At 63.4% G+C, this 24,376-nt stretch carries 16 protein-coding genes; 6 read left to right on the top strand and 10 right to left on the bottom strand.

Going from position 1 to position 24,376, the window contains the following annotated elements; genetic code table 11:
- Positions 1–2: 2 nt before the first annotated feature.
- The 10 genes from ASD07_RS24575 to ASD07_RS24530 all read right to left on the bottom strand — a co-directional run bounded on the left by ASD07_RS24575 (position 3) and on the right by ASD07_RS24530 (position 14,334).
- The gene (locus ASD07_RS24575) at positions 3–1,544 is read right to left on the bottom strand and encodes a glycoside hydrolase family 43 protein (protein WP_082507553.1); all 1,542 of its coding nucleotides are present in this window, start codon (positions 1,542–1,544) and stop codon (positions 3–5) included.
- A 1-nt stretch (position 1,545) separates the two neighbouring features.
- Positions 1,546–3,075, bottom strand: a complete 1,530-nt coding sequence (locus ASD07_RS24570) for an alpha-N-arabinofuranosidase (RefSeq protein ID WP_055936556.1) — start codon at positions 3,073–3,075, stop codon at positions 1,546–1,548.
- Between the two features lie 108 nt (positions 3,076–3,183).
- Positions 3,184–3,951, bottom strand: coding sequence for an SDR family NAD(P)-dependent oxidoreductase (locus tag ASD07_RS24565; protein ID WP_055936553.1), 768 nt, complete (start codon positions 3,949–3,951; stop codon positions 3,184–3,186).
- Positions 3,952–3,993: 42 nt separating this feature from the next.
- Positions 3,994–5,565: an aldehyde dehydrogenase (NADP(+)) gene (locus ASD07_RS24560; protein WP_055936550.1), complete on the bottom strand. Its 1,572-nt coding sequence runs from the start codon at positions 5,563–5,565 to the stop codon at positions 3,994–3,996.
- A complete protein-coding gene (gene araD1, locus ASD07_RS24555; RefSeq protein ID WP_055936547.1) occupies positions 5,562–6,554 on the bottom strand; it encodes an AraD1 family protein in 993 nt (330 codons plus the stop codon). The genes ASD07_RS24560 and araD1 overlap by 4 nt, the downstream gene beginning before the upstream one ends.
- A gap of 9 nt (positions 6,555–6,563) precedes the next feature.
- Positions 6,564–8,303 carry an IlvD/Edd family dehydratase gene (locus ASD07_RS24550; protein WP_055936544.1) on the bottom strand — a complete coding sequence of 580 codons (1,740 nt, stop codon included), beginning with the start codon at positions 8,301–8,303 and terminating at the stop codon, positions 6,564–6,566.
- 86 nt (positions 8,304–8,389) lie between these two features.
- The gene (locus ASD07_RS24545) at positions 8,390–9,370 is read right to left on the bottom strand and encodes an aldose epimerase family protein (RefSeq protein ID WP_055936541.1); all 981 of its coding nucleotides are present in this window, start codon (positions 9,368–9,370) and stop codon (positions 8,390–8,392) included.
- A 6-nt stretch (positions 9,371–9,376) separates the two neighbouring features.
- A complete protein-coding gene (locus ASD07_RS24540) occupies positions 9,377–10,321 on the bottom strand; it encodes a family 43 glycosylhydrolase (RefSeq protein WP_055936538.1) in 945 nt (314 codons plus the stop codon).
- 2 nt (positions 10,322–10,323) lie between these two features.
- Entirely contained in the window at positions 10,324–11,676 is a 1,353-nt protein-coding gene (locus ASD07_RS24535) for an MFS transporter (RefSeq protein WP_055936535.1), read from the bottom strand.
- Between the two features lie 6 nt (positions 11,677–11,682).
- Entirely contained in the window at positions 11,683–14,334 is a 2,652-nt protein-coding gene (locus ASD07_RS24530) for a TonB-dependent receptor (protein WP_055936532.1), read from the bottom strand.
- A gap of 197 nt (positions 14,335–14,531) precedes the next feature.
- Here ASD07_RS24530 and ASD07_RS24525 point away from each other — a divergent pair, with 197 nt between their 5' ends.
- The 6 genes from ASD07_RS24525 (at position 14,532) to ASD07_RS24500 (ending at position 24,319) form a co-directional block, all read left to right on the top strand.
- Positions 14,532–15,629, top strand: coding sequence for a sialidase family protein (locus ASD07_RS24525; protein ID WP_055936530.1), 1,098 nt, complete (start codon positions 14,532–14,534; stop codon positions 15,627–15,629).
- A gap of 2 nt (positions 15,630–15,631) precedes the next feature.
- Positions 15,632–16,129 carry a hypothetical protein gene (locus tag ASD07_RS24520; RefSeq protein ID WP_055936527.1) on the top strand — a complete coding sequence of 166 codons (498 nt, stop codon included), beginning with the start codon at positions 15,632–15,634 and terminating at the stop codon, positions 16,127–16,129.
- A gap of 58 nt (positions 16,130–16,187) precedes the next feature.
- Positions 16,188–16,523 carry a hypothetical protein gene (locus tag ASD07_RS24515; protein ID WP_055936524.1) on the top strand — a complete coding sequence of 112 codons (336 nt, stop codon included), beginning with the start codon at positions 16,188–16,190 and terminating at the stop codon, positions 16,521–16,523.
- Between the two features lie 68 nt (positions 16,524–16,591).
- Positions 16,592–18,685, top strand: coding sequence for a TonB-dependent siderophore receptor (locus tag ASD07_RS24510; protein WP_082507552.1), 2,094 nt, complete (start codon positions 16,592–16,594; stop codon positions 18,683–18,685).
- Between the two features lie 118 nt (positions 18,686–18,803).
- Positions 18,804–21,950: a glycoside hydrolase family 2 TIM barrel-domain containing protein gene (locus tag ASD07_RS24505; RefSeq protein ID WP_055936521.1), complete on the top strand. Its 3,147-nt coding sequence runs from the start codon at positions 18,804–18,806 to the stop codon at positions 21,948–21,950.
- Positions 21,947–24,319, top strand: a complete 2,373-nt coding sequence (locus tag ASD07_RS24500) for a beta-galactosidase (RefSeq protein ID WP_055936518.1) — start codon at positions 21,947–21,949, stop codon at positions 24,317–24,319. The genes ASD07_RS24505 and ASD07_RS24500 overlap by 4 nt, the downstream gene beginning before the upstream one ends.
- Positions 24,320–24,376 lie beyond the last annotated feature (57 nt).

The following is a 24,376-nucleotide window of genomic DNA, read 5'->3' as shown; positions in this document are numbered from 1 at the left end:
AATCAGTTCCCCATCCTCGCGCCCCAAAGCGAAACGCCAGCCTTCGACTGCACGGTGAAGGTCACTTCGAAGGCATTGCCATTGGTGTTCCACTGGCGCGACAAAACGCCATTGTAGGCCGTGCCGTCGGTCGACACGATGCTGACCTTGTTACCGCCCAAGTGGCTCCAGTTGCCGGCGATTGCACCGCTCACAGCCCCCCCAGCCGCCAGGGTCACGACCTGCGATTGCTTGATGACCGCCGAAATGTCTTTGCCGTGGTTGATCACCTTGTAGATACCGGCAGCATCAGCCGCGCTGACGTCCGCCGACAGCGTAATTGCGTTTTTCGACAGCGGTACGTACCGGAACGGGGCGACGACCGGCCAGCCATCGACGTTGATGAACATTTCGTGCACGCGCACCTCGTGCGCCTCGCCCTGCCCCGGGAAACGGGCATGGAAGACCAGGAAGTACTTGCCCGCGGCTACATCGTAATAGGCCGAGTTATGGCCAGGCGACACGTAGCCCAGGGCAGTACCGGTCTCGCCGCTTGCCAATACGTACTGGTGGTTGCCCATCAGTTTCTGGCCATGCGGTGCGATACTGGCATCATCGAACAACGGCAACGCCGGATTGGCTTTGACGGTCGCCATGTCGGTTCCTGCGCCATCCACGTAGGGCCCGTCCGGGTTCAGGGAACGGGAGACGCGGATGTTGTAGCCGCCGTTGGCATCCAGCCCGCCGAATGATACGAACAGGTAGTAGTACTTGCTGTCAGGGCTGTACAGGATGTAAGCGCCCTCGATGCGCGCATGGTTGCCGCCCATCAGGTGCCTGCCATAGCCCTGGGCCGGCTTCTGCAGGCCAGTCGCCGGGTTCATCTCCATGATGAAGATGCCGCCAGAGTAGGAGCCGTACACCATCCACAACTTGCCACCGTTATCGCGGAAGACGTTCGGGTCTACCACGTTCGGGTGCTTCGTCGCATCGTAGACGGTGCCATCCGGGCTGGCCTCGCCCCACATGCCAGATTTCAGCAAGAGCTGCTTGTTGACGTAAGGTCCATCTACCTTGTCCGCCACCGCCAGGCCGAGGGCGGAACGCGGCGAGTCGCCTTTGCAGGCGCAGTAGTACATGTAGAACTTACCGTCATCCAGCCTGGCCACATCGGGTGCCCACAACGTGTCCGCCTGCGCCCAAGCCAATGCCTCGGACAAGGCGGCCGTCACATTGTTGAACAGCGGATTGCCGGCATTCACGCCATCCGCAATCCTGGTCCAGTTCATCCAGTCGGTGCTCCTGGCCGCCGCCAGGTGGGAACCGAACACATAATAGGTTTCGGCCGCCTTGATGACCGATGGGTCGTGCACCGAGACGCCGGTGAACGCGACCGTGGTGCTTGGCTGCACCACCGGCGGCGTGACTGGCGGCGCAGCGGCAGGGGCAGTCGCCGACGACGATCCACCGCCACCGCCACCGCCACAGCCGCCGACCGTTGCCATCACCGCGCCCGCTGCCGCCGTACGCAGCAGCATGCGGCGCTGCACGGAGATGTTCTCCATCTCAGCCCCCGATTGCCACCACTACGACAGACTTGGCAGGCATCTTCACGGTCAGCTTGCCGCCGCTGGCCTGCACGGCGATCGGTGCCGGCTTTACAGCATCCGGCTTGGCGAAAGTATTATGCGCGTCCATTTCATTGGCGGTCAGCACGCGAGCGCTGGCCTTGCCCTCGCCCACGCCGGCGATGCTGACTTCTTCCGCAACGCTTGGGTGGGTATTTACCAGCGCCACATAGACCTTGCCGTCCTTGCCGCGTGCCGCCGAAGCACTCACCTGCGGGATGCTCTTGTCGCCGGAGGCATACTTGCGGTTGCCTTCCAGGGACAGCGGCAAGGTGGTCGCTCCCTGGAACGGCACATACATCTCGTAGGCGTGGTAGGTTGGGGTCAGCAGCATCTTCTCGTTGTCGGTCAACACCATGGCCTGTAGCACATTGACCATCTGCGCGATATTGGTCATGCGAACGCGGTCGGCGTGATCGTGGAAGATATTGAAGTTCAACGCCGCAACCACTGCGTCGCGCAGGGTGTTCTGCTGGTACAGGAAGCCAGCATTGGTGCCCTTCTCGACGTCATACCAGGTGCCCCATTCATCGACGTAGAAACCAAGCTTTTTCTCGGGATCGTTCTTGTCGAGGACCGCCACGTTGCTGCGGATATGGTCTTCCATGCGCATGGTCGCCTGCAGGGTCGAGAACCATTCGTTGGCAGGGAAGCCAGTCGCCGCCCCTTTCACTTCCCATTTTCCGGTCGGGATGGTGTAGTAGTGGAAGCTGATGCCGTCCGTCATATTCTTGGCCGACTTGCTCAACTCATCGGTCCAGCTGGTGTCGCTGTCATTGCCGCCGCTGGCGACGAACTTCGGACGGCCCGCCGGCGGGGTCTTGAGGAAGGTGGCGCTCTGGCGGTACAGGTTTGCGTAGTATTCCGGCTTCATATTGCCGCCGCAGCCCCAGGCCTCGTTACCGACGGCGAAATAGGCGACTTTGAACGGCTTGTCGCGGCCGTTCTTGCGGCGCAGCTCCGGCAGGGTCGACTTGTTATCCGACGTCATGTACTCCAGCCATTCCGCCATTTCCTGCGGTGAGCCGGTGCCCAGGTTGCCGTTCACGTAGGCGTCCGCGCCGATTTGTTCGACCAGGTCAAAGAATTCATGGGTGCCGACGGCATTGTCCTCGTCCACCCCGCCCCACATGGTGTTGATCTTGACCGGGCGCTTGTTGCGCGGGCCGATGCCTTCGCGCCAATGGTATTCGTCGGCGAAGCAGCCGCCCGGCCAGCGCACCAGCGGCACGTGCAGGTTCTTCAGCGCGCCGATCACGTCATTGCGCCAGCCGCGCGTATTGGGAATCTTTGATTTCGGGCCTACCCACATGCCGCCGTAGATGCCGGACCCAAGGTGCTCGGCAAACTGGCCATAGACGTCCTTGTTGATTACCGGACCGGGTTTGGCGGTATCGATCTTTACCGTGGTGGCAGCTTGCGCAAGGCCTGCGGCGAGCATGGCCAACGCGATCATCGTCTTCTTCATAGCATCTCCTTGATTATTGTTTGAATACCGCAACGAAGCGGCCGCGTGGCTGCATCATGATTTTCTGCTTGCCTGGGGCGGTAAGCCGCGGTTCGGTGCGGTGCGTGCTCAGACCCAGCCTGCGTCGACGATAAAATCCTGCGCGGTGCACATGGCGCTGTCGTCCGCGCCCAGGAACAGGCACATGGCAGCGATATGCTCCGGCAGCAGCTTGCCCGGCAGGCACTGGTTGCGGGCGATTTCTTCCTCCGCCGCCTTATCGACCCACAGGTCGACCTGGCGCTGGGTCATGACCCAGCCCGGCGTAACGGTGTTGACGCGCACGTTGTGCTTGCCCAGGTCGCGCGCCATGCCGCGCGTCAGGCCGTGCGATGCGGCTTTGGCGGTAGCGTAGACAGGGTAGCCGCCACCTTTGGCGTGCCAGGAGATGGAGCTGATGTTGATGATGGAGCCGCAGCCCTTTTTCTTCATGCCCGGCAGGACTGCCTGGCAGGTGAAGAACAGGGGGCGCTGGTTGATGGCGATGCGCGTGTCCCAGTACTCCGGGGTCACGTCTTCGACGCTATGGCGCTGGTCGTTGGCAGCGTTGTTGACCAGGACGTCGAAGTCCCCCATCTCAGCGGCAAACTCCTTCATCGTACGCTGCAATGCCGGGATATCAGTGATGTCGCAAGCACGGAACCGGGGCCGCGGCGCGCCGCCCGCAGCGACTGCATCGCACAGGGCGCTGCTGGCGTCGGCCGCGATATCCACGAACGCCACCACGGCGCCCTGCTGCGCAAAGGCTGCAACGATGCTGGCGCCGATGCCGGTGCCGCCGCCGGTGACAAATACCCGTTTGCCTTGCAGGCTCGGGTAGTTGGCAGTGATTGTCATAGTGTCTCCAGTTTTTTTCTTTTTTAGAACCGGTAAGCCTCTTTAGTGCTGGCCAAGAACGCCGTCGCGGCGACGCCAGGTATTGCCGGGATTTGCATCCTGCAGCACCGGTGGCAGCAGCGCGGCCGGCAAGTCCTGGTAGCACACCGCGCGCAGGAAGCGGTAGATCGCCGCCGTGCCGACCGAGGTGCTGCGGCCGTCCGAAGTGGACGGGAATGGACCACCGTGCACCATGGCGCTGGTCACTTCCACGCCGGTTGGGTAACCGTTAGCCAGGATGCGCCCAGCCTTGCGCTCCAGCACAGGCAACAGCTTGCGCGCCGCCCCTGCATCGCCGTCGGCCATCTGCAAGGTTGCGGTCAACTGCCCTTCCAGGTGCTCCGCCACGGCGATCATTTCGTCGATATCGCGGCAGGCAATCACCAGCGAAGCCGGTCCAAACACTTCGTCCGACAGCGCGTGCTGCGACAGGAAAGCCTGCGCACCGGTGCGGAACAGCGCCGCACCGCCCTTGCAGCCTGAATGCGACGTAGCGGTGACGGTTTCCACGTCGCCGTGCGAAGCCAGCGCCTGCACGCCGCGCTGGTAGGCGCCGGCAATACCGGCGCTCAGCATGGTGCCCGGCGCGACGCCCGCCAACGCTTGCGCGGCACTGGAGCAGAAGCGCTCCAGGCCCGGGCCTTCAATGCCCAGCACCAGGCCGGGATTGGTGCAGAACTGCCCGACACCCAGCGTCAGCGAGGCTGCGAAGCCGACGGCAATGCTGTCCGGACGGCCTGCCAGTGCTTCCGGCAGCAGGAACACCGGGTTAATGCTGCTCATTTCCGCATATACGGGAATTGGCTGCTTGCGCGCCGCGGCGGTGGCCATCAGCGCGGTGCCGCCGCCACGGGAGCCGGTAAAGCCAACCGCCTGGATGGCAGGATGGGCCACCAGCGTCTGGCCGATATGGCTGCCGCTGCCGGTCAGCAGGGCGAATACGCCGGCCGGCAAACCGCATTGGGCAACTGCCGCAACCACGGCACGCGCCACCAGCTCCGAAGTCCCAGGGTGGGCGGAGTGCGCCTTGACCACGACCGGGCAGCCCGCGGCCAGCGCGGAAGCGGTGTCGCCGCCGGCAACCGAGAACGCCAGCGGGAAGTTGGAGGCGCCGAACACTGCGACCGGACCGACGCCGATCAGGCGGTAGCGCAGGTCCGCGCGCGGCGGAGTGCGGGTCGGCAGGGCGACATCGATGCGCGGGTCGCACCAGGAACCTTCGCGCAGCAGCGTGGCAAACATCTTCAGCTGGTTGCAGGTGCGGGCACGTTCGCCTTCCAGGCGGGCTTGCGGCAAGCCGGTTTCCGCCATGGCGCGCTCGATCAGCTCTGTGCCGAGGTCGACGATGTTGCGTGCAATCGCGTCCAGCAGATCCGCACGCGCGGCATCGCTGGAGGAGCGGAAGGTATCGAAGGCAGCGCCGGCCAGGCGGCAGGCTTCGTTCACCTGTTCCACGCTGACCGCGTTGAATTCCTCGCCGAACTGCTGCTCGGTGCCGGGATTGAAGGCGCGCTGCGAGCCGCCCTCCCCGCGCACGGCAACGCCGCCAATCATGGCCTGGCCGGTAATCGTCATAGTTGGCTCACTTTCTTGTAACGGGATTCCTGCACGCGCAGCGGATTGCGCAGCGCTGGACCAAAAGATGGGGCTTCGACTTCAAAGGTTTCGCCCGGCTGCACGGAGATGCCGTCTGCGAAGCTCAGGGTGGCAGTGCCGAAGAAATGGATGTGCACATCGCCAGGGCGGCAGAACAGCCCGTACTTGAAGTGATGGTATTCCAGGTTGGCGATGGTGTGCGACATATTCTGTTCGCCGCTGACAAAGGCCTTCTGCCAGCGTACCGCGCCATCCTTGCCGACGATGCGCGAGGCGCCGTCGATATGCTGCGGCAGCTCGCCCACGCGCAGTGCCGGTCCCAGGCCGCAGTTGCGCAGCTTGGAATGCGCGAGGTAGAGGTAGTTCTGGCGCTCGGTCACGTGATCGGAAAACTCGTTGCCGATAGCGAAGCCGAGGCGATAAGGCTGGCCATCTTCCCCGATCACATACAGGCCGGCAATCTCAGGCTCTTCGCCGCCATCGAGCGAGAACTCCGGCATGGCCAGCGCCTGGCCGCTGGCGGCCACGATCGAACCGTCGCCCTTGTAGAACCATTCAGGCTGCACGCCGCGCTGGCCCTCAGCAGGCTTGCCGCCTTCCACGCCAAGGCGGAACATCTTCATGGAATCGCTCAGCGTTTCCATGTCGCCGCCGATCTTGCGGTGCATGGCGTCGCGCGCATCGGCGCTGCCGAGGTGGGTCAGGCCGGTGCCGGTCACATAGCAGTGCGCCGGGTCGACGTGGTCCAGCGGCGGCAGGATGCGGCCGGCGCTTGCCACGGCTTCGTAGCTGGCGACCGTGGTACCGATGGCAGCTTGCGCCACTTCGGCCAGGCCCTTGCCGCGGCTGATGGCGCGCTGCGCCAGTTCATAGGTGGTGTAGACGCCGTCCAGCACGCGCAGCGTATCGCCGTCAAGCGAGGCTACGCGGCGGGAACCGCCTTCGTTGGTGAATTGTACGAGCAGCATATGGTCTCCTTAGTGCGAATGGCGCGGCACGGCGGAACCGCGGCAGCCAACCAGGAAGTCGAAGTCGCAGCCTTCGTCGGCCTGCAACACGTGGTCGATATACAGTTGCTGGTAGCCGGACTTGGGCGGCTCCTGCTGCGCAGCGCGCTCGGCCAGGCGCGCCGTCATTTCCTCGTCGCTGATTTCAAGCTGCAGCTTGTTGTTGGCGCAATCGAGTTCGATCCAGTCGCCATCCTTGACGGCGCCGAGGGGGCCGCCGGCCATCGCCTCCGGAGCGACGTGCAGCACCACGGTGCCGTAAGCCGTACCGCTCATGCGCGCATCGGAAATGCGCACCATGTCCTTGATGCCCTTGGCCAGCAGCTTGGGCGGCAGGCCCATATTGCCCACTTCCGCCATGCCCGGATAACCTTTCGGGCCGCAGTTCTTCATCACCAGGATCGAGTTCTCGTCAACCTCCAGGTCCGGATCGATGATGCGTTCCTTGTAGTGGTCGAAATTCTCGAACACGACGGCCTTGCCACGGTGCTGCATCAGGTGCGGCGAAGCGGCGGAAGGTTTCAGCACCGCGCCGCGCGGCGCCAGGTTGCCGCGCAGGATGCAGATGCCGCCGTCGGCAATCAGCGGGTTGTCGATCTGGCGGATCACTTCGTCGTTATAGATCGGCGCTTCGGCACAGTTCTCGCCGATGGTCCTGCCGTTGACGGTCAGCGCTTGCGGATGCGGCAGCAGCTCAGCTTCGCCCATGCGGCGAATCACGCCCGGCAGGCCGCCGGCGTAGTAGAACTCTTCCATCAGGTAGCGGCCGGACGGCATCAGGTCGACGATGGTCGGCATGCCTTTGCCAACCTTGGTCCAGTCTTCCAGTTCCAGCGGCACGCCGATACGGCCGGCAATCGCTTTCAGGTGGATCACGGCGTTGGTCGACCCGCCGATGGCGGCGTTGACGCGGATCGCGTTCTCGAAGTTTTCGCGTTTGAGGATCTTGGACAGGCGCAGGTCTTCCCACACCATTTCGACGATACGGATGCCGGACATATGCGCCAGCACGTAACGGCGCGCATCGACCGCAGGGATCGCGGCATTGTGCGGCAGCGAAGTGCCCAGCGATTCGGCCATGCAGGCCATGGTGGAGGCGGTGCCCATGGTGTTGCAGGTGCCGGCGGAACGCGACATGCCCGCTTCCGCCGACATGAACTGGTGCATGGTGATTTCGCCGGCCTTGACCTGCTCGTGCAGCTGCCACACGGCGGTGCCGGAGCCGATGTCCTTGCCGTTCAATTTACCGTTCAGCATAGGGCCGCCGGTCACGACGATGGTCGGCAGGTCGACGGAAGCGGCGCCCATCAACAGCGCCGGGGTGGTCTTGTCGCAGCCCACCAGCAGGACCACGGCATCCATCGGATTGCCGCGGATGGATTCTTCCACGTCCATGCTGGCCAGGTTACGGGTCAGCATGGCCGTTGGGCGCAGGTTGGATTCGCCGTTGGAGAACACCGGGAATTCAACCGGGTAGCCGCCCGCCTCCAGGATGCCCTTCTTGACGTGCTCCGCGAGCTGGCGGAAGTGGGCATTGCACGGGGTCAGCTCGGACCAGGTATTGCAGATGCCGATGATTGGCTTGCCGCGGAATTCGTGGTCAGGGATGCCCTGGTTCTTCATCCAGCTTCGGTACATGAAGCCGTTTTTGTCCTGCGTCCCGAACCATTCGGCCGAGCGCAGTTTTATCGTTTTCTTTGTCTCTGACATGGATTCCTCCGCTTATCGATGGAGGAAATGTTACGGCTCAGAGCAATATATTTCTAATGACTTATTTGTCGATACCAATATCGAAATCAGTATCGCGAAAAACGGAAAGCCAGCGTGTTGCGGTACACCTCTCCAGGGCGCAGGATCACGCTCGGGAACCGGGGTTTATTGGGCGCGTCAGGGAAGTGCTGCGGCTCCAGGCAAAAGCCGCCGCGGTAGGGGAAGCCCAGCGCGCCGTCGAGGAAATTCCCGCTGTAGAACTGGATGCCCGGCTGGTGAGTGAGTACTTCCAACTGGCGCCCGGAGCCCGGCTCGCGCACCCGTACCGCGCAGCGCATTCCCGGCGCCGGCGCCAACGCGAAGTTATGGTCATACACCGCATCGCCAATCGCGCGCGGCGCGCTGAAATCGAACGGCGTTCCGGCTACCGGAGCCAGTTCGCCGGTTGGTATCAAGCCTTGGTCGACCGGCGTGTAATGCGGTGCATCGATCCACATCTCGTGGTCGTTGATGGTGCCGCTGCCGGCCAGGTTGAAATAGGCGTGGTGCGTCAGGTTGACCGGCGTGGCGCGGTCGGTGCTGGCGCGCAGGTCAACCGTCAGCGCGCCATCGTCGTCCAGCGTGTAAGTCGCCTGCACGTCCAGGTTGCCGGGATAGCCCTGCTCCCCATCGACGCTGCGGTAGCGCAGCACCAGGGCGTCGCCTTCCACGGCAGCGTCCCAGACAACCTTGTCGAAGCCCTGCGCGCCGCCATGCAGGTGATTGTTGCCGTCATTGACGGATAGCTGGTGCTCGACGCCGTCCAATGTAAAGCGGCCCTGCGCAATGCGATTGCCGCAACGCCCGATCAAGGCGCCGAAATAAGGTGAACGGCCGAAATACTCGGCCGCCGTCCCGAAACCCAGCGTGATGTTGGCCAATTGCCCGTCGCGGTCCGGCGCAAAGATATGGGTGACGATACCGCCGTAATTGGTGATCCTGACCTCCATGCCTTGGGCATTGGTCAGGGTGAACAGGGACAGCGGCGAGCCGTCCGGTGCGTGGCCGAATGGCGCGCTCTGGATCATGTGTGATTACTCGATAACAGATGGTCGTCCGAAGACGGGCATGCCCTGCGCATCCCAGCGCAGCGGCTTGACGAAAGTATGGCGGTCCGGGTTCCACAGCGGATCGCCGACGATTTCCGTGTACGTGCGGGCATGGTACACCAGCAGCACATTTCCGTCCGCGTCCACGGTGAAGCTGTTATGGCCAGGGCCGTAGATGCCGTGCTCGAAGCAGGTTTGCAGTACCGGCTCCTGCGACTTGGTCCACGCCTCAGGGTCCAGCAGGTCCGCATCGGCGCCGGCCCACAGCAGGCCCATGGCGTAGTTCTCGTCGGTAGCGCTGGCGGAATAGCTGATGAACACTTTGCCGTTGCGCTGCAGGACAGAGGGGCCTTCGTTGACCCGGAAGCCGCGGATCTCCCAGTCGAATTCCGGCCTGGTCAGCATCACGGGCTTGCCCTTGATCTGCCACGGCGTCTCCATCTGGGCGATGTAGAGGTTGGAATTGCCCTCGATGTCATAGTCCTTCTGCGCCCACAGATAGTACAGCTTGCCCTTGTGGGTGAAGGTGGTCGCATCCAGGCAGAAGGTGTCGATCCCGGAATCGACCTGGCCCATGAACTCCCATTCGCCTTCCAGCGGATTGGCATTCTTGTTGCGGATCGCGTACATGCGGTGCTGGAACAGCTGGTACTTGATCTCGCGGCTGGGCGCAGCGGCGAAATAGACGTACCAGGCACCCTGGTTGTAGTGCAGTTCCGGCGCCCAGATCAATTCACTATAGGCGCCGGTGTCCGGCTTGTGCCAAACGTCCACGGCCGGCGCATCGCGCAAGCCCTCGATGCTGGTAGCGCGGCGCAATTCGATGCGGTCGTATTGCGGCACCGAGGCCGTAAAGTAGTAATAGCCGTCGCCGTGGCGAACGATGTAAGGATCGGCGCGCTGCTCGATCAGGGGAGTCAGTTTTTGCATATTCAAGCGCTTACGTAGCCATGGGACTTCATGCTCTCTTTCACGGTGCCGTAGTATTCGTCGCTGATGCGGTAGGCGAACATCAACAGCCCCATGAGCAAGTGGAAGAAGCCTGGAATCACCGACAGCATCAGGGCGATGCCGTTCAGTGCGAATTCGGATTGCGCCTGGTTGGGCACATAGTTGAAATAGGTCAGCAGGATGCCCACCAGGCCGCCGGCGATCGCCATGCCCGCCTTCTGGCACACCGAGATGCCGCCGAAGGCAAAGCCGGACACGCGTTTGCCGGTCTTGACCTGGCCGTAATCGATGGTTTCGCCGATGGCGGACCAGAACACCGGCGCATGCAAGTCGACGATGAAGGACAGCGCGAAGAACAGCACGAAGGCCAGCATCACATCGCCCGGCTTGACCAGCAGGTAGATCGCCACGCTGATGGCCGCCACGACCAGCTGGGTCCAGCGGAACAGTTTGACCTTGCAATAGACCTTGGTGATCCAGGTTGAAGCGATCATCGACAGGATGGCCGCCACCACGCCGGTGGAGAGGAAGGCGGAGACCTGCGCCGTATTCAGGCCCAGGTAATACTTGGCGTAATAGATCGCCACCGAACCTCGCACCACGTAGCCGATGGTGCCGGTCACGCAAACGCCGCACAGGATCAGCCACTGGTCATTTTTCATCAGTACATTCAACTGCTCGCCGAGGGACTGGCGTACCACCACATGGTGTACGCGCTCGGTGGTGGTGAAGAAGCAGAACAGGAACAGCGCCACGCCCAGCACCGCCATCACCGCCATCGCCATCTGGTAGCCGTGCGCAGCGCTGCCCTCGCCCCAGCGTTCGGACAGCAGGGGCACCACGATGGTGACCAGGAAGGCGCCGATCTTGGCGAAGAACAGCCGGTAGCCATTGGCCGACAGGCTTTCCTTCGGATCGCTGGTCAGTGCGCTTGGCAGGGAAATATAGGGAATGCCGACACCCGCTGTCATCACCGTCATGATGATGTAGGTGGAATATGCCCATACCAGCTTGGCGTCATAGCCCCAGTCCGGCGTGGAGAACACGAAAAGGATACTTACGCCATAAGGGACCGCGAGCCACAGCAGGTAGGGACGGTAGCGCCCGAAACGGCTGGTGAAGCGGTCGGTGATCTGGCCCATGGTGAGGTCAGCCACCGCTCCCACTACCTTGACCAGCACGAACAACAGCGCCAGGTCTTGCGTGCGCAAGCCATAGATGTCGGTGTAGAAGTAGGTAATGATCAGCATCATCGAGGAAATCACGACATTGAGCGCCGCATCCCCCGCCCCAAAGCCCGCCTTTTCGAGCACCGACATCTTTTGCTTTTGCATGGTAAATCAGTTCTTCCAGTTCAGCATCAGGCCTACGGTACGGTCGTAGCGGCGGATATCGCGTGGATACACGCTGGCGTCGGTCCAGTAGTCCTTGTATTTGAAGTTCAGCAGGTTGGTTCCGCTAAGCGTCAGCGACAGGTTCGGGCTGAACTTGTAGCTGAGCGAACCATCCAGGCTGCTGGTAGCGGCGGCGACCAGGTTGCGCTGGGGGGCAGTACCGCGCATTGCCGAAGTATCGCCATAAACCTGCGTAAATTTCGAACGCCAGTTATACGCCAGGCGGCCCGAAATGCCGTACTTCTCATACAACAGCACAATGTTATACGAGTTTTTCGACATGCCAGGGAAAGGCAGTTTGCCCGGTCCGACCGCAGCCGCCGTCACTTCGCCTTCCATATAGGTGTAGTTCAACTGCGTGCCGAAACCACTGAGCCAGCCCGGCAGCTTGTCATAGAACTGCTGGTATGCCAGCTCGGCGCCTTGCAGGTGGCCGCTATCGGTATTGAATGGGCGGCCGGTCAGGTAGTTGATACCCTGGTAGACCTCAGGCACGGCGCGGCTGACGATGTAGCCGTCGAAATTGTGGCGGAACACTGTGCCGCTCACCATGGCGGCCGGCGCGAAATACCATTCCAGCGCTGCATCGAGGTTCTGGCCGGTCACCGGTTTCAGGTCCGGGTTGCCACCTGAGGCGGAGGCCTGCACCGTAGTGCCGTTCGAGTTCACATACGCGGTTCCCGGATTGAGCTGGGAAAACTCAGGGCGGCTCAGCGTCTTGGCGTATGCCAGGCGTGCAATCAGGTCCTTGCGCAGCGTCGCCTTGAACGAGGCGCTAGGCAGCGTATCGGTTCCGGAACTGTCTTTCGGTGTGGCGACCGGCACGCCGTTGACCATGCTGTAGCCCAGCAGGTCAGAGTCGGTTTTGGACACGCGCACACCTACAACGCCGTCGACAGGCAGGCCGCCGATGTCGAAGCCCAGGCGCGCCTTGCCGTAGAAGGCGATGTTTTTCTCATTGACAGAGAAGAAGGAGCCCTGGTCGAGCGCCTTGGCGGTGCTGGAACCGGTGACGGCCTTGCGCACATCGCCCGTGTTATTCAACAGGAAGCCGGCGCAAGGCGTGTACCAGTAGGCAGTGCCATAGTTTTGCGACAGCTCGCGGTTGGTGCAGCTCATGCCCGGCTGGCTTGCCGCGGAGACGCGGGTGGCCGGATTGAACGCATCCGGCGCGCCGGCGCTGCCCTCGACCGACTTGATCGATTCCGCATCGCGCTTGTTGAAGCGTACGCCGGCACTGAATTCCTGGAAGATGCCGTTGCCGTCCGGCGTGTAGCTTGCGTCGGCACGCCAGTCGGTGGACGCACCCTTGTCGTTGCCGTAGCGGTCGAAGTACTGGAACAGGTAGACGTTCTTCGGATCGGTCATGTCCATGCCGCCGTAGCGCATGAAAGCGCCGCCGTTGACATTGGTCTTCAGGAAGACATCCGGCACGGTGACCATCGTATCGAGGATCGGGTTGCGCCAGTCGTATTTCGACTTGGTGCGCGCCAGCTCGGTGCTCAGGCGCAGGCCGGGTGCGGCATGCCATTTGGCGCCGATCGCGCTCTGCCAGGTGGTGTTGCGGGAAGCGCGCACCTGGGTCGACAGGATGGTGTTGGCGTTGTGCGACGTCAGTTCGTCCAGTTGGTCGGTGCCGGGAATCTTGGTGCCGCCGATGCCGGAACCGTCCGCCCACCACGGCAAGCCGACGAAGAAGTCGGTTTCGTCCTGGTTCCTGTAGCGCGAATAGAAGCCTTCGGCGTAAATCTCGGTGTCCTTGTTCGGGCGCCATTGGAGGGCGAAGTTCTCGGCAGTGCGTTTGCGCTCGCCGTAAATGCCCTGCATGCCGACCAGGTCGGGTGCGGTCAGGTTTGGCAGCAGCCAGTCCTTGGAGATCGGGAAGGTATTGAAACTGCGCTCTTCGTGGAAGTTGTTACGGACATAGGACACGCCGAACAGGGCGCCGATTTCGCCGTACCCGGTTTTCCAGCGGTTCGAAACCAGGCCATTGGCTTCAGGGTCGGTCTTGTGCGCCTTGTCCTGGTTCTTCACGCCACCGTTGGCGCTCAGCGTAAAGCCTTTGAAATCGAAGGGGCGGTTGGTGCGCACATCGATCGCGCCGGCGATGCCGCCTTCGACCAGTTCCGGGCTTTGGGATTTATACACATCCACGCGCTGCAGCATGGTGGACGGGATATCGGCCAACTGGATATAACGGCCGGTCGTGGTGAACATTTCGCGGCCATTGAGCATGGTAGCAATGCCGGGCAGGCCGCGGATCAGGACCGAATTCGCCTCGCCGGCGTCGCGGCGGACCTGGATGCCGGGGATGCGCGCCAGGGTTTGCGCCACGTTGGTATCAGGGAATTTGCCGATATCGTCGGCGACGATGGAATCGACAACATTGTCAGCCTTCTGCTTGATAGCGAGCGAGCTTTGGGCCGCGGCACGCACGCCGCTCACCTGCACTACTGCGACCTCGCTTTCGGGCGCCTGCTGCGCGGTGGAGGGAATGGCGCTGAATAAGCCGATGCCGGCCAGTGCGGCGACAGATACCTTGAGTGCAACCGGGCGGCGAGGCGCAGCCTGCCCAGGCTCGTATGCGTGGCGCTTCATAAGTCTCCTGACTATAGTTTTTGTAAGCTACTTGGTCTTGAAACTTATCTTAGGTAAATCACCGAGAACAAACTAATCAATTTTTTTCAAAGTTCGATATCAAAATCGATATCACGTTCCGGTTGATCTGGGTCATGGAAAGAGGTATGGGACATGCAGGATTATGACTGGCAATACCCATCCAGCCACCTCGCGACATGAACCTGACACTCCTGGCGGCCCTTGCCGCTTCCGCCCTTGGTACCTCGGGCGCCTTTGACCAGCAGGGCCGCTTGTGGGTTGCCCACACCGGCGACAACGGCATCGTGCTGCAATCGAGCGCCGACGAAGGCCGCAGCTGGACGCCTGCGCGCCAGGTGCTGCCCAAGCCGGAAACGGTGGAAGCGAGCGGCGAAACCCGCCCCAAAATCGCCATCGGCCCGCAAGGCCAGCTCTATCTGAGCTACACCCAGGCGTTGGGCAAACACCACAGTGGCAATATCCGCTTCATCCGGTCGCTGGACGGCGGGCAGACCTTTTCGGCCCCGTACACCGTGCAGCGCGACCGTGCCCCGAGCGGCCACCGCTTCGACGAGATCCAGGTCGACCCGCAAGGCCGCATCTTCCTGGCCTGGCTGGACCAGCGCGACAAGGATGCCGCCCAGGCGGCGCAGCGCCCCTATCGCGGCATCGCGGTCTATTACGCCGTCTCCAGCGACGGCGGCGCCAGTTTCGGTGACGACGCCAAATTGGCCGACCACAGCTGCGAATGCTGCCGCATCGCCACCGCACTGGCGCCCGATGGACGGGTCGCGGCCATGTGGCGCCACATCTTCGAACCGAACATCCGCGACCATGCGGTGGCCTGGCTGCCGGCCAATGGACTGCCCGCCGCGCCAGCGCGCGCAACGGAGGACGGCTGGAAGATCGACGCCTGCCCGCACCACGGCCCCTCGCTGGCCTTCGACGGCAAGGGCCAGCGCCACCAGGCCTGGTTCAGCGCCGCCGGCGAAGAAGGCGGCGTGTTCTATTCGGGGAACGGGCAGTTGATGCGCCTTGGCGGCCCGCAGGCGGAGCATGCAGAAGTAGCTGCGGCCGGCCAGCGCGTCGCCGTCGCCTGGAAGGAATTCGATGGCAAGGCCACCGCCATCCACACCCAGGTGTCGCCCGACGGCGGCGCAAACTGGAGCAAGCATACCGTCGCCACCACGCAGGGCGGCTCCGACCATCCGCACATCATGCGCCGCGGCGCCGAGCTTTGGCTGCTGTGGCGTACCGCCGATGAAGGCATCGTTGTTCGCAAACTCGAGGACTGATCATGAAAATGCTCCACCCACTTGCCGCCGCAGTCGTGGCGACAGCCATCGCGGCCCTGGCCGCGCTGGCGGCTTCGCCATCCGCCTACGCTGCCGGCCTGAAATCCTTCGACCCGCAAAGCGTCGAGCAGATCGCCGCCAGCCACAAAGGCAAGCCCTTCGTGGTCCTGGTCTGGTCCATGGATTGCGAATTCTGCCAGCACAGCCTTGATGTGCTGTCGAAAGCGCGAGCCGCCAGCCCTGGCTTCGACATCGTCACCATCACCACCGACCCGCTGTCCGACGCGGCCCTGTCGCAAATGGTCAAGAAGCGCCTGTCGGGCATTGACCTGCTGGCCGATGCCTGGAGCTTCGGCGAATTGGCGCCGGAGCGCTTGCGCTACGCCATCGATCCACGCTGGCGCGGCGAAAAACCGCGCAGCTACTGGTACGACGCACAGGGGCAGCGCATCGCGCACTCCGGCGTCATCACGCCCGCCCTGATTGAAAAGATGCGTTAATCGCGAAAACTTGACCGAGTTCATGGTTTGACAACAGCCCAATCGCTACGATGGGCACATGTTCTCGCACTGCACCACTCGCCGCTTCGTCACCCTGCTGTTGCTGCTGTATGTGGCACTGCAAGGCTACGCAGCCGCAGCGCAGGCAGCGATGCCGATGATGGATCACGCAGCATGCGCGGAACATCACGACGGCCACGACCAACATGGGATGACGGACTGCTTCACCCAGTGCACGCTATGCAGCGCACCGGCCACGGCACCAGGCTACAACAGGCCCTCCGCTCCCGCACCGCACGACCTCACAGGTCCTCGGACCGCCATCATCGCGGCGCAGTACGATGGCGAATCCCATCTGCCGCACCAGGCGCGTGGACCTCCATCCGCAGTGTGACACCTGCTCTTATTCCAGCTGCGCCGCCGCCCCCGGCGGCGCACGATACGTCACACCGGAGAATAAAAATGAATCCGCAGTTACGCAAGCACCTGCTTGCAATGTCTGTTGCTACCGCCCTTCCCTGCTACGCGCAAACCACCCTCCCCAGCGTCATCATCACCGGTACCAACCCCGACGTCATGCAAGTAGACGTCAGCAAGAAAGGCTTCCCCAGCGATACCGCAAACCTGCTGCAATCCGTGGCCGGCGTCAGCATGGTCAGCGGCGGCGGCGTATCCGGCCTGCCCTCGATCCGCGGCCTGGCGGACGACCGCCTGCGCATCCAGGTCGACGGCATGGACCTGGTATCGGCCTGCGCCAACCACATGAATCCCGCGCTGTCGTATATCGCGCCATCGCAAGTTGAATCGATCCAGGTGCTGCCTGGCATTACGCCCGTCAGCGTCGGCGGCGACAGTGTCGGCGGCACCATTCGCGTCCGCTCCGCCGACCCGAAATTCGCAGAAGCCGGCAAGCAGCTGCTTGAAGGCCAGGCCACCTTTGTCTACCGCGGCAACGGCAACGTGCGTGACGCCAGCCTGGCCGCGACCATGGCCAGCGACACGTTCTCTGCCAGCTATCGCGGCGCCGCGATCAAGGCGCACAATTACGAAGACGGCAGCGGCAAGGAAATCGGTTCCTCCGCCTATGATTCCCGCAATCATTCGCTGACCCTGGCCATGCGCTCCGAAGCGCGCCTGCTGGAACTCAAGCTCGGCGTGCAGCGCATGCCCTACCAGGGCTTCCCCAACCAGCGCATGGACCTGACCCGCAACGACAGCGAGCAGGCCAACCTGCGCTACCTCGAACGCTTCGGCTGGGGCACGCTGGAAGGCCGCGCCTACCACGAACACACCCGCCACGCGATGAACTTCGGCCCCGACAAGCAGTTCTGGTACGGCGCCAAGAAGAACATTCCCGGCATGCCGATGGATACCGAAGGCAAGAACACCGGCCTCTCGGTCAAGGCCACCATCCCGCTGTCGCAGCCCGATACCCTGCGCGTCGGCGCCGACTATCGCCGCTACCGGCTGGACGACTGGTGGGATCCTTCCGGCGGCGGCATGGCGCCGGACACCTTCTGGAATATCCGCGACGGCCAGCGCGACCGCCTTGGCGCCTTCGCGGAATGGGACCGCCGCTGGAATCCGGCCTGGTTCACCCAGTTCGGCGTGCGCGGTGAACTGGTCACCAGCGATACCGGGAAGGTGCAAGGCTATAACTCCGGCTATAACAAGGATGCTTCGGCCTTCAACGCCCTCGACCGCAAACGCGACGACCATAACCTGGACCTGACCGCCCAGGCGCGCTACGTGCCCTCGCAGGACATGACCGTCAAGTTCGGCTACGCCCGCAAGACCCGCTCACCGAACCTGTATGAGCGCTACACCTGGTCGACCGGGGGCATGGCGATGGCCATGGTGAATATCGCCGGCGACGGCAACGGCTATGTCGGCGATCCATCGCTGCGGCCGGAAGTGGCGCATATGGCCACCGGCAGCATCGAATGGCACGATCCTGCACAGGAGAAATGGTCCTTCGCCATTTCGCCTTTCTACACCAGGGTCAACGACTACATCGACGCGCGCTGCCTCACCACCTGCAAGCCGAACCTGTTCGTCAACCTGCGCTTCGCCAACGTCGATGCACGCCTGTACGGCACCGAGGTATCGGCGCATGCCGCACTGGCATCGGGCGGCTACGGCACCTTGTCGGGCGACATGCTGGTCAACTACGTGCGCGGCGAGAACCGCAGCACCGGCGACAGGCTGTACAACATGATGCCGCTGAACACCCGCCTGGCGCTGAACCATCGCCTCGGCGCCTGGAGCAATGTGCTGGAGCTGCAGGCCGTCACGTCGAAGGATCGCGTCTCCAGCCTGCACAACGAGCTGCGAACCGGCGGCTACGCACTGGCAGCCCTGCGCACCAGCTATGGCTGGAACAAAGTGCAGCTGGACTTCGGCGTGGAAAACCTGTTCGACCGGCGCTATGAGCTTCCTTTGGGCGGCGCTTATGTCGGCCAGGGCATGACCATGGCGCTGAACGGCGTTCCCTATGGGACCGGCGTGCGCGGGATGGGCCGTTCGGTGTATGCCGGCCTGACCTTCAGGCTTTAAGGAAGCGGTATATCAAACCGATATAGGAGCCGCGAAATAAGCCATTGGTAAGCTATTGCTGTCGACCGTAGGATTGTGCTGCCGGATACCGTCCAACACACAAAACTACGAGACACCGATGACGACACCGCGATTCCCCGCCCTGCTGGCCCTGGCCAGCGCGCTGGCGGCAGCCTTCCCCCTGGCCGCCAGCGCAGCTCCCGCTACCAAGCATGCCGAATGGGAGCAACCGGAAGTGGTTCAAGTGAACCGCGAGCCGATGAAAACCACCTTTTTCAACTTCGAGCGGCGCGACCTTGCGCTGAAGGGCGACAAGGCGGCTTCGCAGTATTTCCTCTCGCTCGATGGCACCTGGTCGTTCGCCTACTCGCGCACGCCGGAATCGCGGCCGGTGGACTTTTACAAGCCCGGCTTCGACGTCAGCCGCTGGAAGACCATCCAGGTCCCGGGCATGATGCAGGCGCAGGGCTATGGCCAGCCGCTGTTCAACAACAGCGACTACCCTTTCCCGCCCAACCAGCCTTACATCCTGCACAGCATGAACGAAGTGGGTTCGTACCGCCGCAACTTCGACCTGCCGGCTAACTGGGATGGTCGCGATGTCTTCCTGCATATCGGTGCGGCCGGTGCGGCTTACTACATCTGGGTCAATGGCCGGAAAGTTGGCTACTCGGAAGACTCCAAGCTGCCTTCCGAATTCAAGTTGACGCGCTTCCTGCGCCCCGGCAGCAACGTGGTCGCCATCGAACTGTATCGCTTCGCCGACGGCTCCTACCTCGAGGACCAGGATTTCTGGCGCGTCTCCGGCATCGAGCGCAGCGTCTACCTGTATGCCGAGCAAAAAGCCCACCTGCGCGACTACGCGGTGCGCGCTACCCTGGACAAGTCCTCTTACCGCGACGGCGAATTCACGCTGCAGCCCGAGTTTGCGGGGGCCGCCCAAGGCAAGCTGACAGCCACCCTGCTGGATGGCGGGAAGGCCGTGCTGTCGCTGGAAACCGCAGTCACCGCCGGCAAGGCCGAAGCGCTGCACGGCACAGTGCCGGGCGTGCGCCAGTGGTCGGCAGAGACGCCAAACCTGTACCGCCTGCTGCTTGAATTCCATGATGCCAAAGGTGCGCTGGTCTCCTCTACTTCGCGCGTGGTCGGCTTCCGCACCGTGGAGGTGAAGGACGGCGAAGTACGCGTCAACGGCAAGCGCATAATGATCAAGGGCGTCAACCGCCACGAGCACGATCCACACACTTTCCACGTGATGTCGGAAGAATCGATGCGCAAGGATATGGAGCTGATGAAGCAGGCCAATATCAACGCCGTCCGCACCTCTCACTATCCGAACGATCCGCGCTGGTACGACCTGGCGGACGAATACGGCCTGTATGTGATGGACGAGGCGAACATCGAATCCCACGAGTACATGGGCATGGGCGACCGCGTGCGGCACATCCCGGGCGAACGCGAGAAGATACAGCTCGGCTACCAGCCCTATTGGGCGGCGGCGCACCTGGACCGCGTCAGCCGCATGGTGCAGCGCGACCGCAACCACCCCAGCGTGATCCTGTGGTCGCTGGGGAATGAGGCCGGCACCGGTCCCAACTTCGAACGCGCTGCCAAATGGGTGCGCGAGCAGGATCCGGACCGGCTGCTCAGCTACCTCGGCCACGGCACCATCGGCGAAGAGCATCTGCCGAACGATTATGTCGACATCTATGCGCCGATGTATGACCCGATCGAAAAGATGATCGACTACGCGCAGGATCCGCGCTACAAGCAGCCGATGATCCAGTGCGAGTATGTGCATGCCATGGGCAACAGCGTTGGCAATATGGAGGACTACTGGCGGGTGATCCGCTCGCACCGCAAGCTGCAGGGCGGGTTTATCTGGGACTGGGTCGACCAGGCCATGCTGTTGAAGGACAAGCAGGGGCGCAGCTATTGGGCGCAGGGAGAGGATTATGGCCCGAATCCGCGCAAGGATATGTCGGAAGTGGGCGATGGCCTGATCCAGGCCGACCGCACGCCCGACCCGGAGTATTACGAGGTGCAGAAGGTTTATTCGCCCGTGGTGTTCGAGGGCGATCCGGCTGCGGGGCGGTTGCGGGTGGTAAACCGCTATGATTTCGCCGACCTGTCCGGGTTTGATTTCGACTGGTCGGTTGCGCGCGACGGAATACAGCTTGCCGGCGGCTCGCTGGCCGGCGTCAATGCGCCCGCGCAGTCTTCGGCTGACGTGGCGCTGGTCCTGCCGAAGCTCGAGCGTGATCCGCGCTACGAATATGTGCTGACGCTGCGTGCCAAAGCCCGCCCCGGCGCCATTCGCGGCGTCCCGGCCGGTATGGTGCTCGGCTTCAGCCAGTTCGTGCTCCAGGCGCCATCCGCTGCCGCCGTGACGGCCTCGGGCGGCTGGGTGTCACCGGTGCGCGCAGGAAGCGGCGTCGAACTGCGTGCAGGCGATGCAGTGCTGGCGGTCGACGCGGCGAGCGGCAGGCTGGCCTATTCAGCTGGCGGCAAGCAGTTGCTGACCGGCGGCATGCCCAACTTCTGGCGCGCACTGACTGAAAACGACCTCGGCACGGGCCTCGGCAAAACGCACGCGATCTGGAAGCAATTCAGCGAACAGCGCAATGTCCGCGCCTTCGATATCCTGCAGGACGCGGTGCACGTCGAATACATCTTCGGCGCCGGCTCCGCGCGCTGGGACGCCACCTACCGCATGGACAGCAAAGGCGCAGTGCAAGTCACCGCCACCTTCGCCCCGTTGCGCGGCGACCTGCCGGATCCGCTCCGCATCGGCATGCGATTCGACAGCAATCCAGCGCTGGATACGCTTGAATGGTACGGCCGCGGACCGCAGGAATCTTACAGCGACCGCATTACCGGCGCCCCGCTCGGCCGCTACAGCGGCAAACTGGCCGACCAGTATCACGACTATATCCGTCCGCAGGAAAGCGGCAACAAGACCGGCGTGCGCTGGCTGACGCTGAAAGGCGCCGGCACCGGACTGCAGCTGCGCGGCACGCAGCCGTTATCGGTCAACGCCCTGGCTTTCCCTTACGAAGACCTGTATCCGCGCCCGCGCGGCACCTGGCACAGCTCCGACATCCGCCCGCACGGCGACGGCTCGCTGATGGTCGACGCAGTGCAGACTGGCGTCGGCGGCGACACCGGCTGGAGCCAGGTCGGCCGGCCGCACACGCAATACCGCATCAAGCTGGAGCCGACCACCTACCAGTTCACCATCGCACCGCAAGGAGCCGCGCAATGACCAACCCATACCGCCGCCGAGTGCTGGCCGGTGCCGCCGCCGCCACCGCCGGGGCGGCCCTGCTGCCGATGTCCGCCACCGTGCACGCCGCAGCCAACGCGCGCTTCAGCATCGGCAAGGACGACTTCCTGCTCGACGGAAAAGCGCTGCAGATACGCTGCGGTGAAATGCACTTCGCCCGCGTACCGCGCGAATACTGGCAGCACCGCCTGAAAGCCATCAAGGCCATGGGCCTGAATACCGTCTGCGCCTACCTGTTCTGGAACTACCACGAATGGCGCGAAGGCCGCTACGACTGGAGCGGCCAGCGCGACGCCGCCGAATTCTGCCGCCTGGCCCAGGCGGAGGGACTGTGGGTCATCCTGCGCCCCGGCCCTTACGCCTGCGCCGAATGGGAAATGGGCGGCCTGCCATGGTGGCTGCTGAAAAAGAGCAGCAGCGACACCTTCCTGCGCACCCGCGACGAAGCCTTCATGAAGCCAGCCCGGCGCTGGCTGGCGGAAGTCGGCCGCGTGCTGGCCGCGCAGCAGATAACGCGCGGCGGCCCGATCCTGATGGTGCAGGTCGAAAACGAATACGGCTTCTTCAGCGACGACCTGGAATACATGCGCACCATGCGCCAGGCCCTGCTCGACGCGCAATTCGACGTCCCCCTGTTCCAGTGCAATCCGACCAACGCCGTCCCGCGCACCCACATCCCCGAGCTGTTCTCGGTGGCGAACTTCGGCACCGACCCCGACGCCGGCTTCAAGGCCCTGCAGGCGGTGCAGCAAGGTCCGCTGATGTGCGGCGAATACTACTCCGGCTGGTTCGACACCTGGGGCAACCCGCACCGCCGCGGCGCCGCCACCAAGGCGGTCGCCGACATCCAGCAGATGCTCAGGATGGGCGGATCCTTCAGCCTGTACATGGCGCACGGCGGCACCACCTTCGGCCTGTGGGGCGGCTGCGACCGTCCGTTCCGCCCGGACACCAGCAGCTACGACTACGATGCCCCGATCGGCGAAGCCGGATGGGTCGGCGAGAAATTCCTGGCCTACCGCAAAGGCATTGAGCCATTCCTCCGGCCCGGCGAAACCCTGCCGCCGCCACCGGCGCGCCAGCCGGTGATGGCGATACCAGCCTTCACGCTCAAGGAATCCGCCGCGGTCTTCGCCAGCCTGCCGCAAGAAGCGATACGCGACGTATCGCCGCAACCGATCGAGCACTACGACATCAGCCGCGGCCTGGTTTCCTACCGCGTCACGCTGCCTGCGGGTCCTGCCGGCAAATTGTCCGCCGCCAAAGTGCGCGACCTGGCCTGGGTCCACATTGACGGCAGGCTGGTTGGCACTTTCGACACCCGCCACCGCCGCTTCGGCATCGAACTGCCGGCGCGCGACAAGCCGGCCACGCTGGAGATCCTGCTATACACGATTGCCCGCGTCAATTTCGGCCCCGAAGTGCACGACCGCAAAGGCCTGCACGGGCCGGTGCAATTCCAGCCCAAAGGCGGCAACCCGCTGGCACTCGAAAACTGGGAGATCCGCGCCATCGACTTCGATGCCGACGGCGTACTGCCGCCGCTGCGATGGAAACAGCAACGCGCGCGCGGCCCCGCGTTCTGGCGCGGCAGTTTCGACGCCAGACAACCCGCAGACACTTTCCTCGACATGTCGGCCTGGGGTCAGGGCGTGGTCTGGATCAACGGCCGCTGCCTGGGCCGCTACTGGAGCATCGGGCCGACACAAACCATGTACCTGCCCGGACCCTGGCTGAAACGCGGCCGCAATGAAGTCGTCGTGCTCGACCTGACCGGCCCCCAGCGCGCCGAACTGCGCGGTCTGGAAACGCCGATCCTCGACCGCCTGCAGCCGGAACGCGACCTGCCCCGCCCACCGAACAAGTCCAAGCCGAAGCTGGCAGGCGTCGCGCCAGCCCACAGCGGCCAGTTCCAGCCCGGCAGCGCCACCCAGGACGTGCGTTTTACCGCCCCGGTCAGCGGGCGCCAGTTCTGCCTCGAATCGCTGGACGCCTTCGACGGCAAGCAATATGCGGCGGTGGCCGAGATCTCGCTGCTGGACGCCAAAGGCCAGCCGATCAACCAGTCTTCCTGGACTATCGCCTATGTAAGCAGCGAGGAAGGCCGGCGCGAAGACGGCCAGGCCCTGAACGCCATCAACGGCCAGGCCAGCGATTTCTGGCACACCGCTTTGGCAGGCAAAGCCCCGGCGCCGGCCCACCCGCACCGCCTGGTGATCGACCTGGAGAAGACCGTCGAAGTGGCCGGCATCCGCTATACGCCGCGCCAGGGAGACGACAAGGTGACGGGCCGTATCCGCCGCTTCAATGCCTATGTCGGCGCGCAACTGGTGGATCCGGGCGAATGATATGGCGCTATGCCCAATCGATATACATACCGATAAATTTCTCATATTTCTGAACTA

Source organism: Duganella sp. Root336D2, assembly GCF_001425005.1.
Classification (GTDB): Bacteria; Pseudomonadota; Gammaproteobacteria; order Burkholderiales; family Burkholderiaceae_D; genus Rugamonas.
This window is presented reverse-complemented; position numbering and strand designations above follow the sequence as displayed.

Coding starts and splice junctions, on each gene's coding strand:
- ASD07_RS24575 (WP_082507553.1), bottom strand. CDS start 1,544: ATGGAGAACATCTCCGTGCAGCGCCGCATGCTGCTGCGTACGGCGGCA.
- ASD07_RS24570 (WP_055936556.1), bottom strand. CDS start 3,075: ATGAAGAAGACGATGATCGCGTTGGCCATGCTCGCCGCAGGCCTTGCG.
- ASD07_RS24565 (WP_055936553.1), bottom strand. CDS start 3,951: ATGACAATCACTGCCAACTACCCGAGCCTGCAAGGCAAACGGGTATTT.
- ASD07_RS24560 (WP_055936550.1), bottom strand. CDS start 5,565: ATGACGATTACCGGCCAGGCCATGATTGGCGGCGTTGCCGTGCGCGGG.
- araD1 (WP_055936547.1), bottom strand. CDS start 6,554: ATGCTGCTCGTACAATTCACCAACGAAGGCGGTTCCCGCCGCGTAGCC.
- ASD07_RS24550 (WP_055936544.1), bottom strand. CDS start 8,303: ATGTCAGAGACAAAGAAAACGATAAAACTGCGCTCGGCCGAATGGTTC.
- ASD07_RS24545 (WP_055936541.1), bottom strand. CDS start 9,370: ATGATCCAGAGCGCGCCATTCGGCCACGCACCGGACGGCTCGCCGCTG.
- ASD07_RS24540 (WP_055936538.1), bottom strand. CDS start 10,321: ATGCAAAAACTGACTCCCCTGATCGAGCAGCGCGCCGATCCTTACATC.
- ASD07_RS24535 (WP_055936535.1), bottom strand. CDS start 11,676: ATGCAAAAGCAAAAGATGTCGGTGCTCGAAAAGGCGGGCTTTGGGGCG.
- ASD07_RS24530 (WP_055936532.1), bottom strand. CDS start 14,334: ATGAAGCGCCACGCATACGAGCCTGGGCAGGCTGCGCCTCGCCGCCCG.
- ASD07_RS24525 (WP_055936530.1), top strand. CDS start 14,532: ATGAACCTGACACTCCTGGCGGCCCTTGCCGCTTCCGCCCTTGGTACC.
- ASD07_RS24520 (WP_055936527.1), top strand. CDS start 15,632: ATGAAAATGCTCCACCCACTTGCCGCCGCAGTCGTGGCGACAGCCATC.
- ASD07_RS24515 (WP_055936524.1), top strand. CDS start 16,188: ATGTTCTCGCACTGCACCACTCGCCGCTTCGTCACCCTGCTGTTGCTG.
- ASD07_RS24510 (WP_082507552.1), top strand. CDS start 16,592: ATGAATCCGCAGTTACGCAAGCACCTGCTTGCAATGTCTGTTGCTACC.
- ASD07_RS24505 (WP_055936521.1), top strand. CDS start 18,804: ATGACGACACCGCGATTCCCCGCCCTGCTGGCCCTGGCCAGCGCGCTG.
- ASD07_RS24500 (WP_055936518.1), top strand. CDS start 21,947: ATGACCAACCCATACCGCCGCCGAGTGCTGGCCGGTGCCGCCGCCGCC.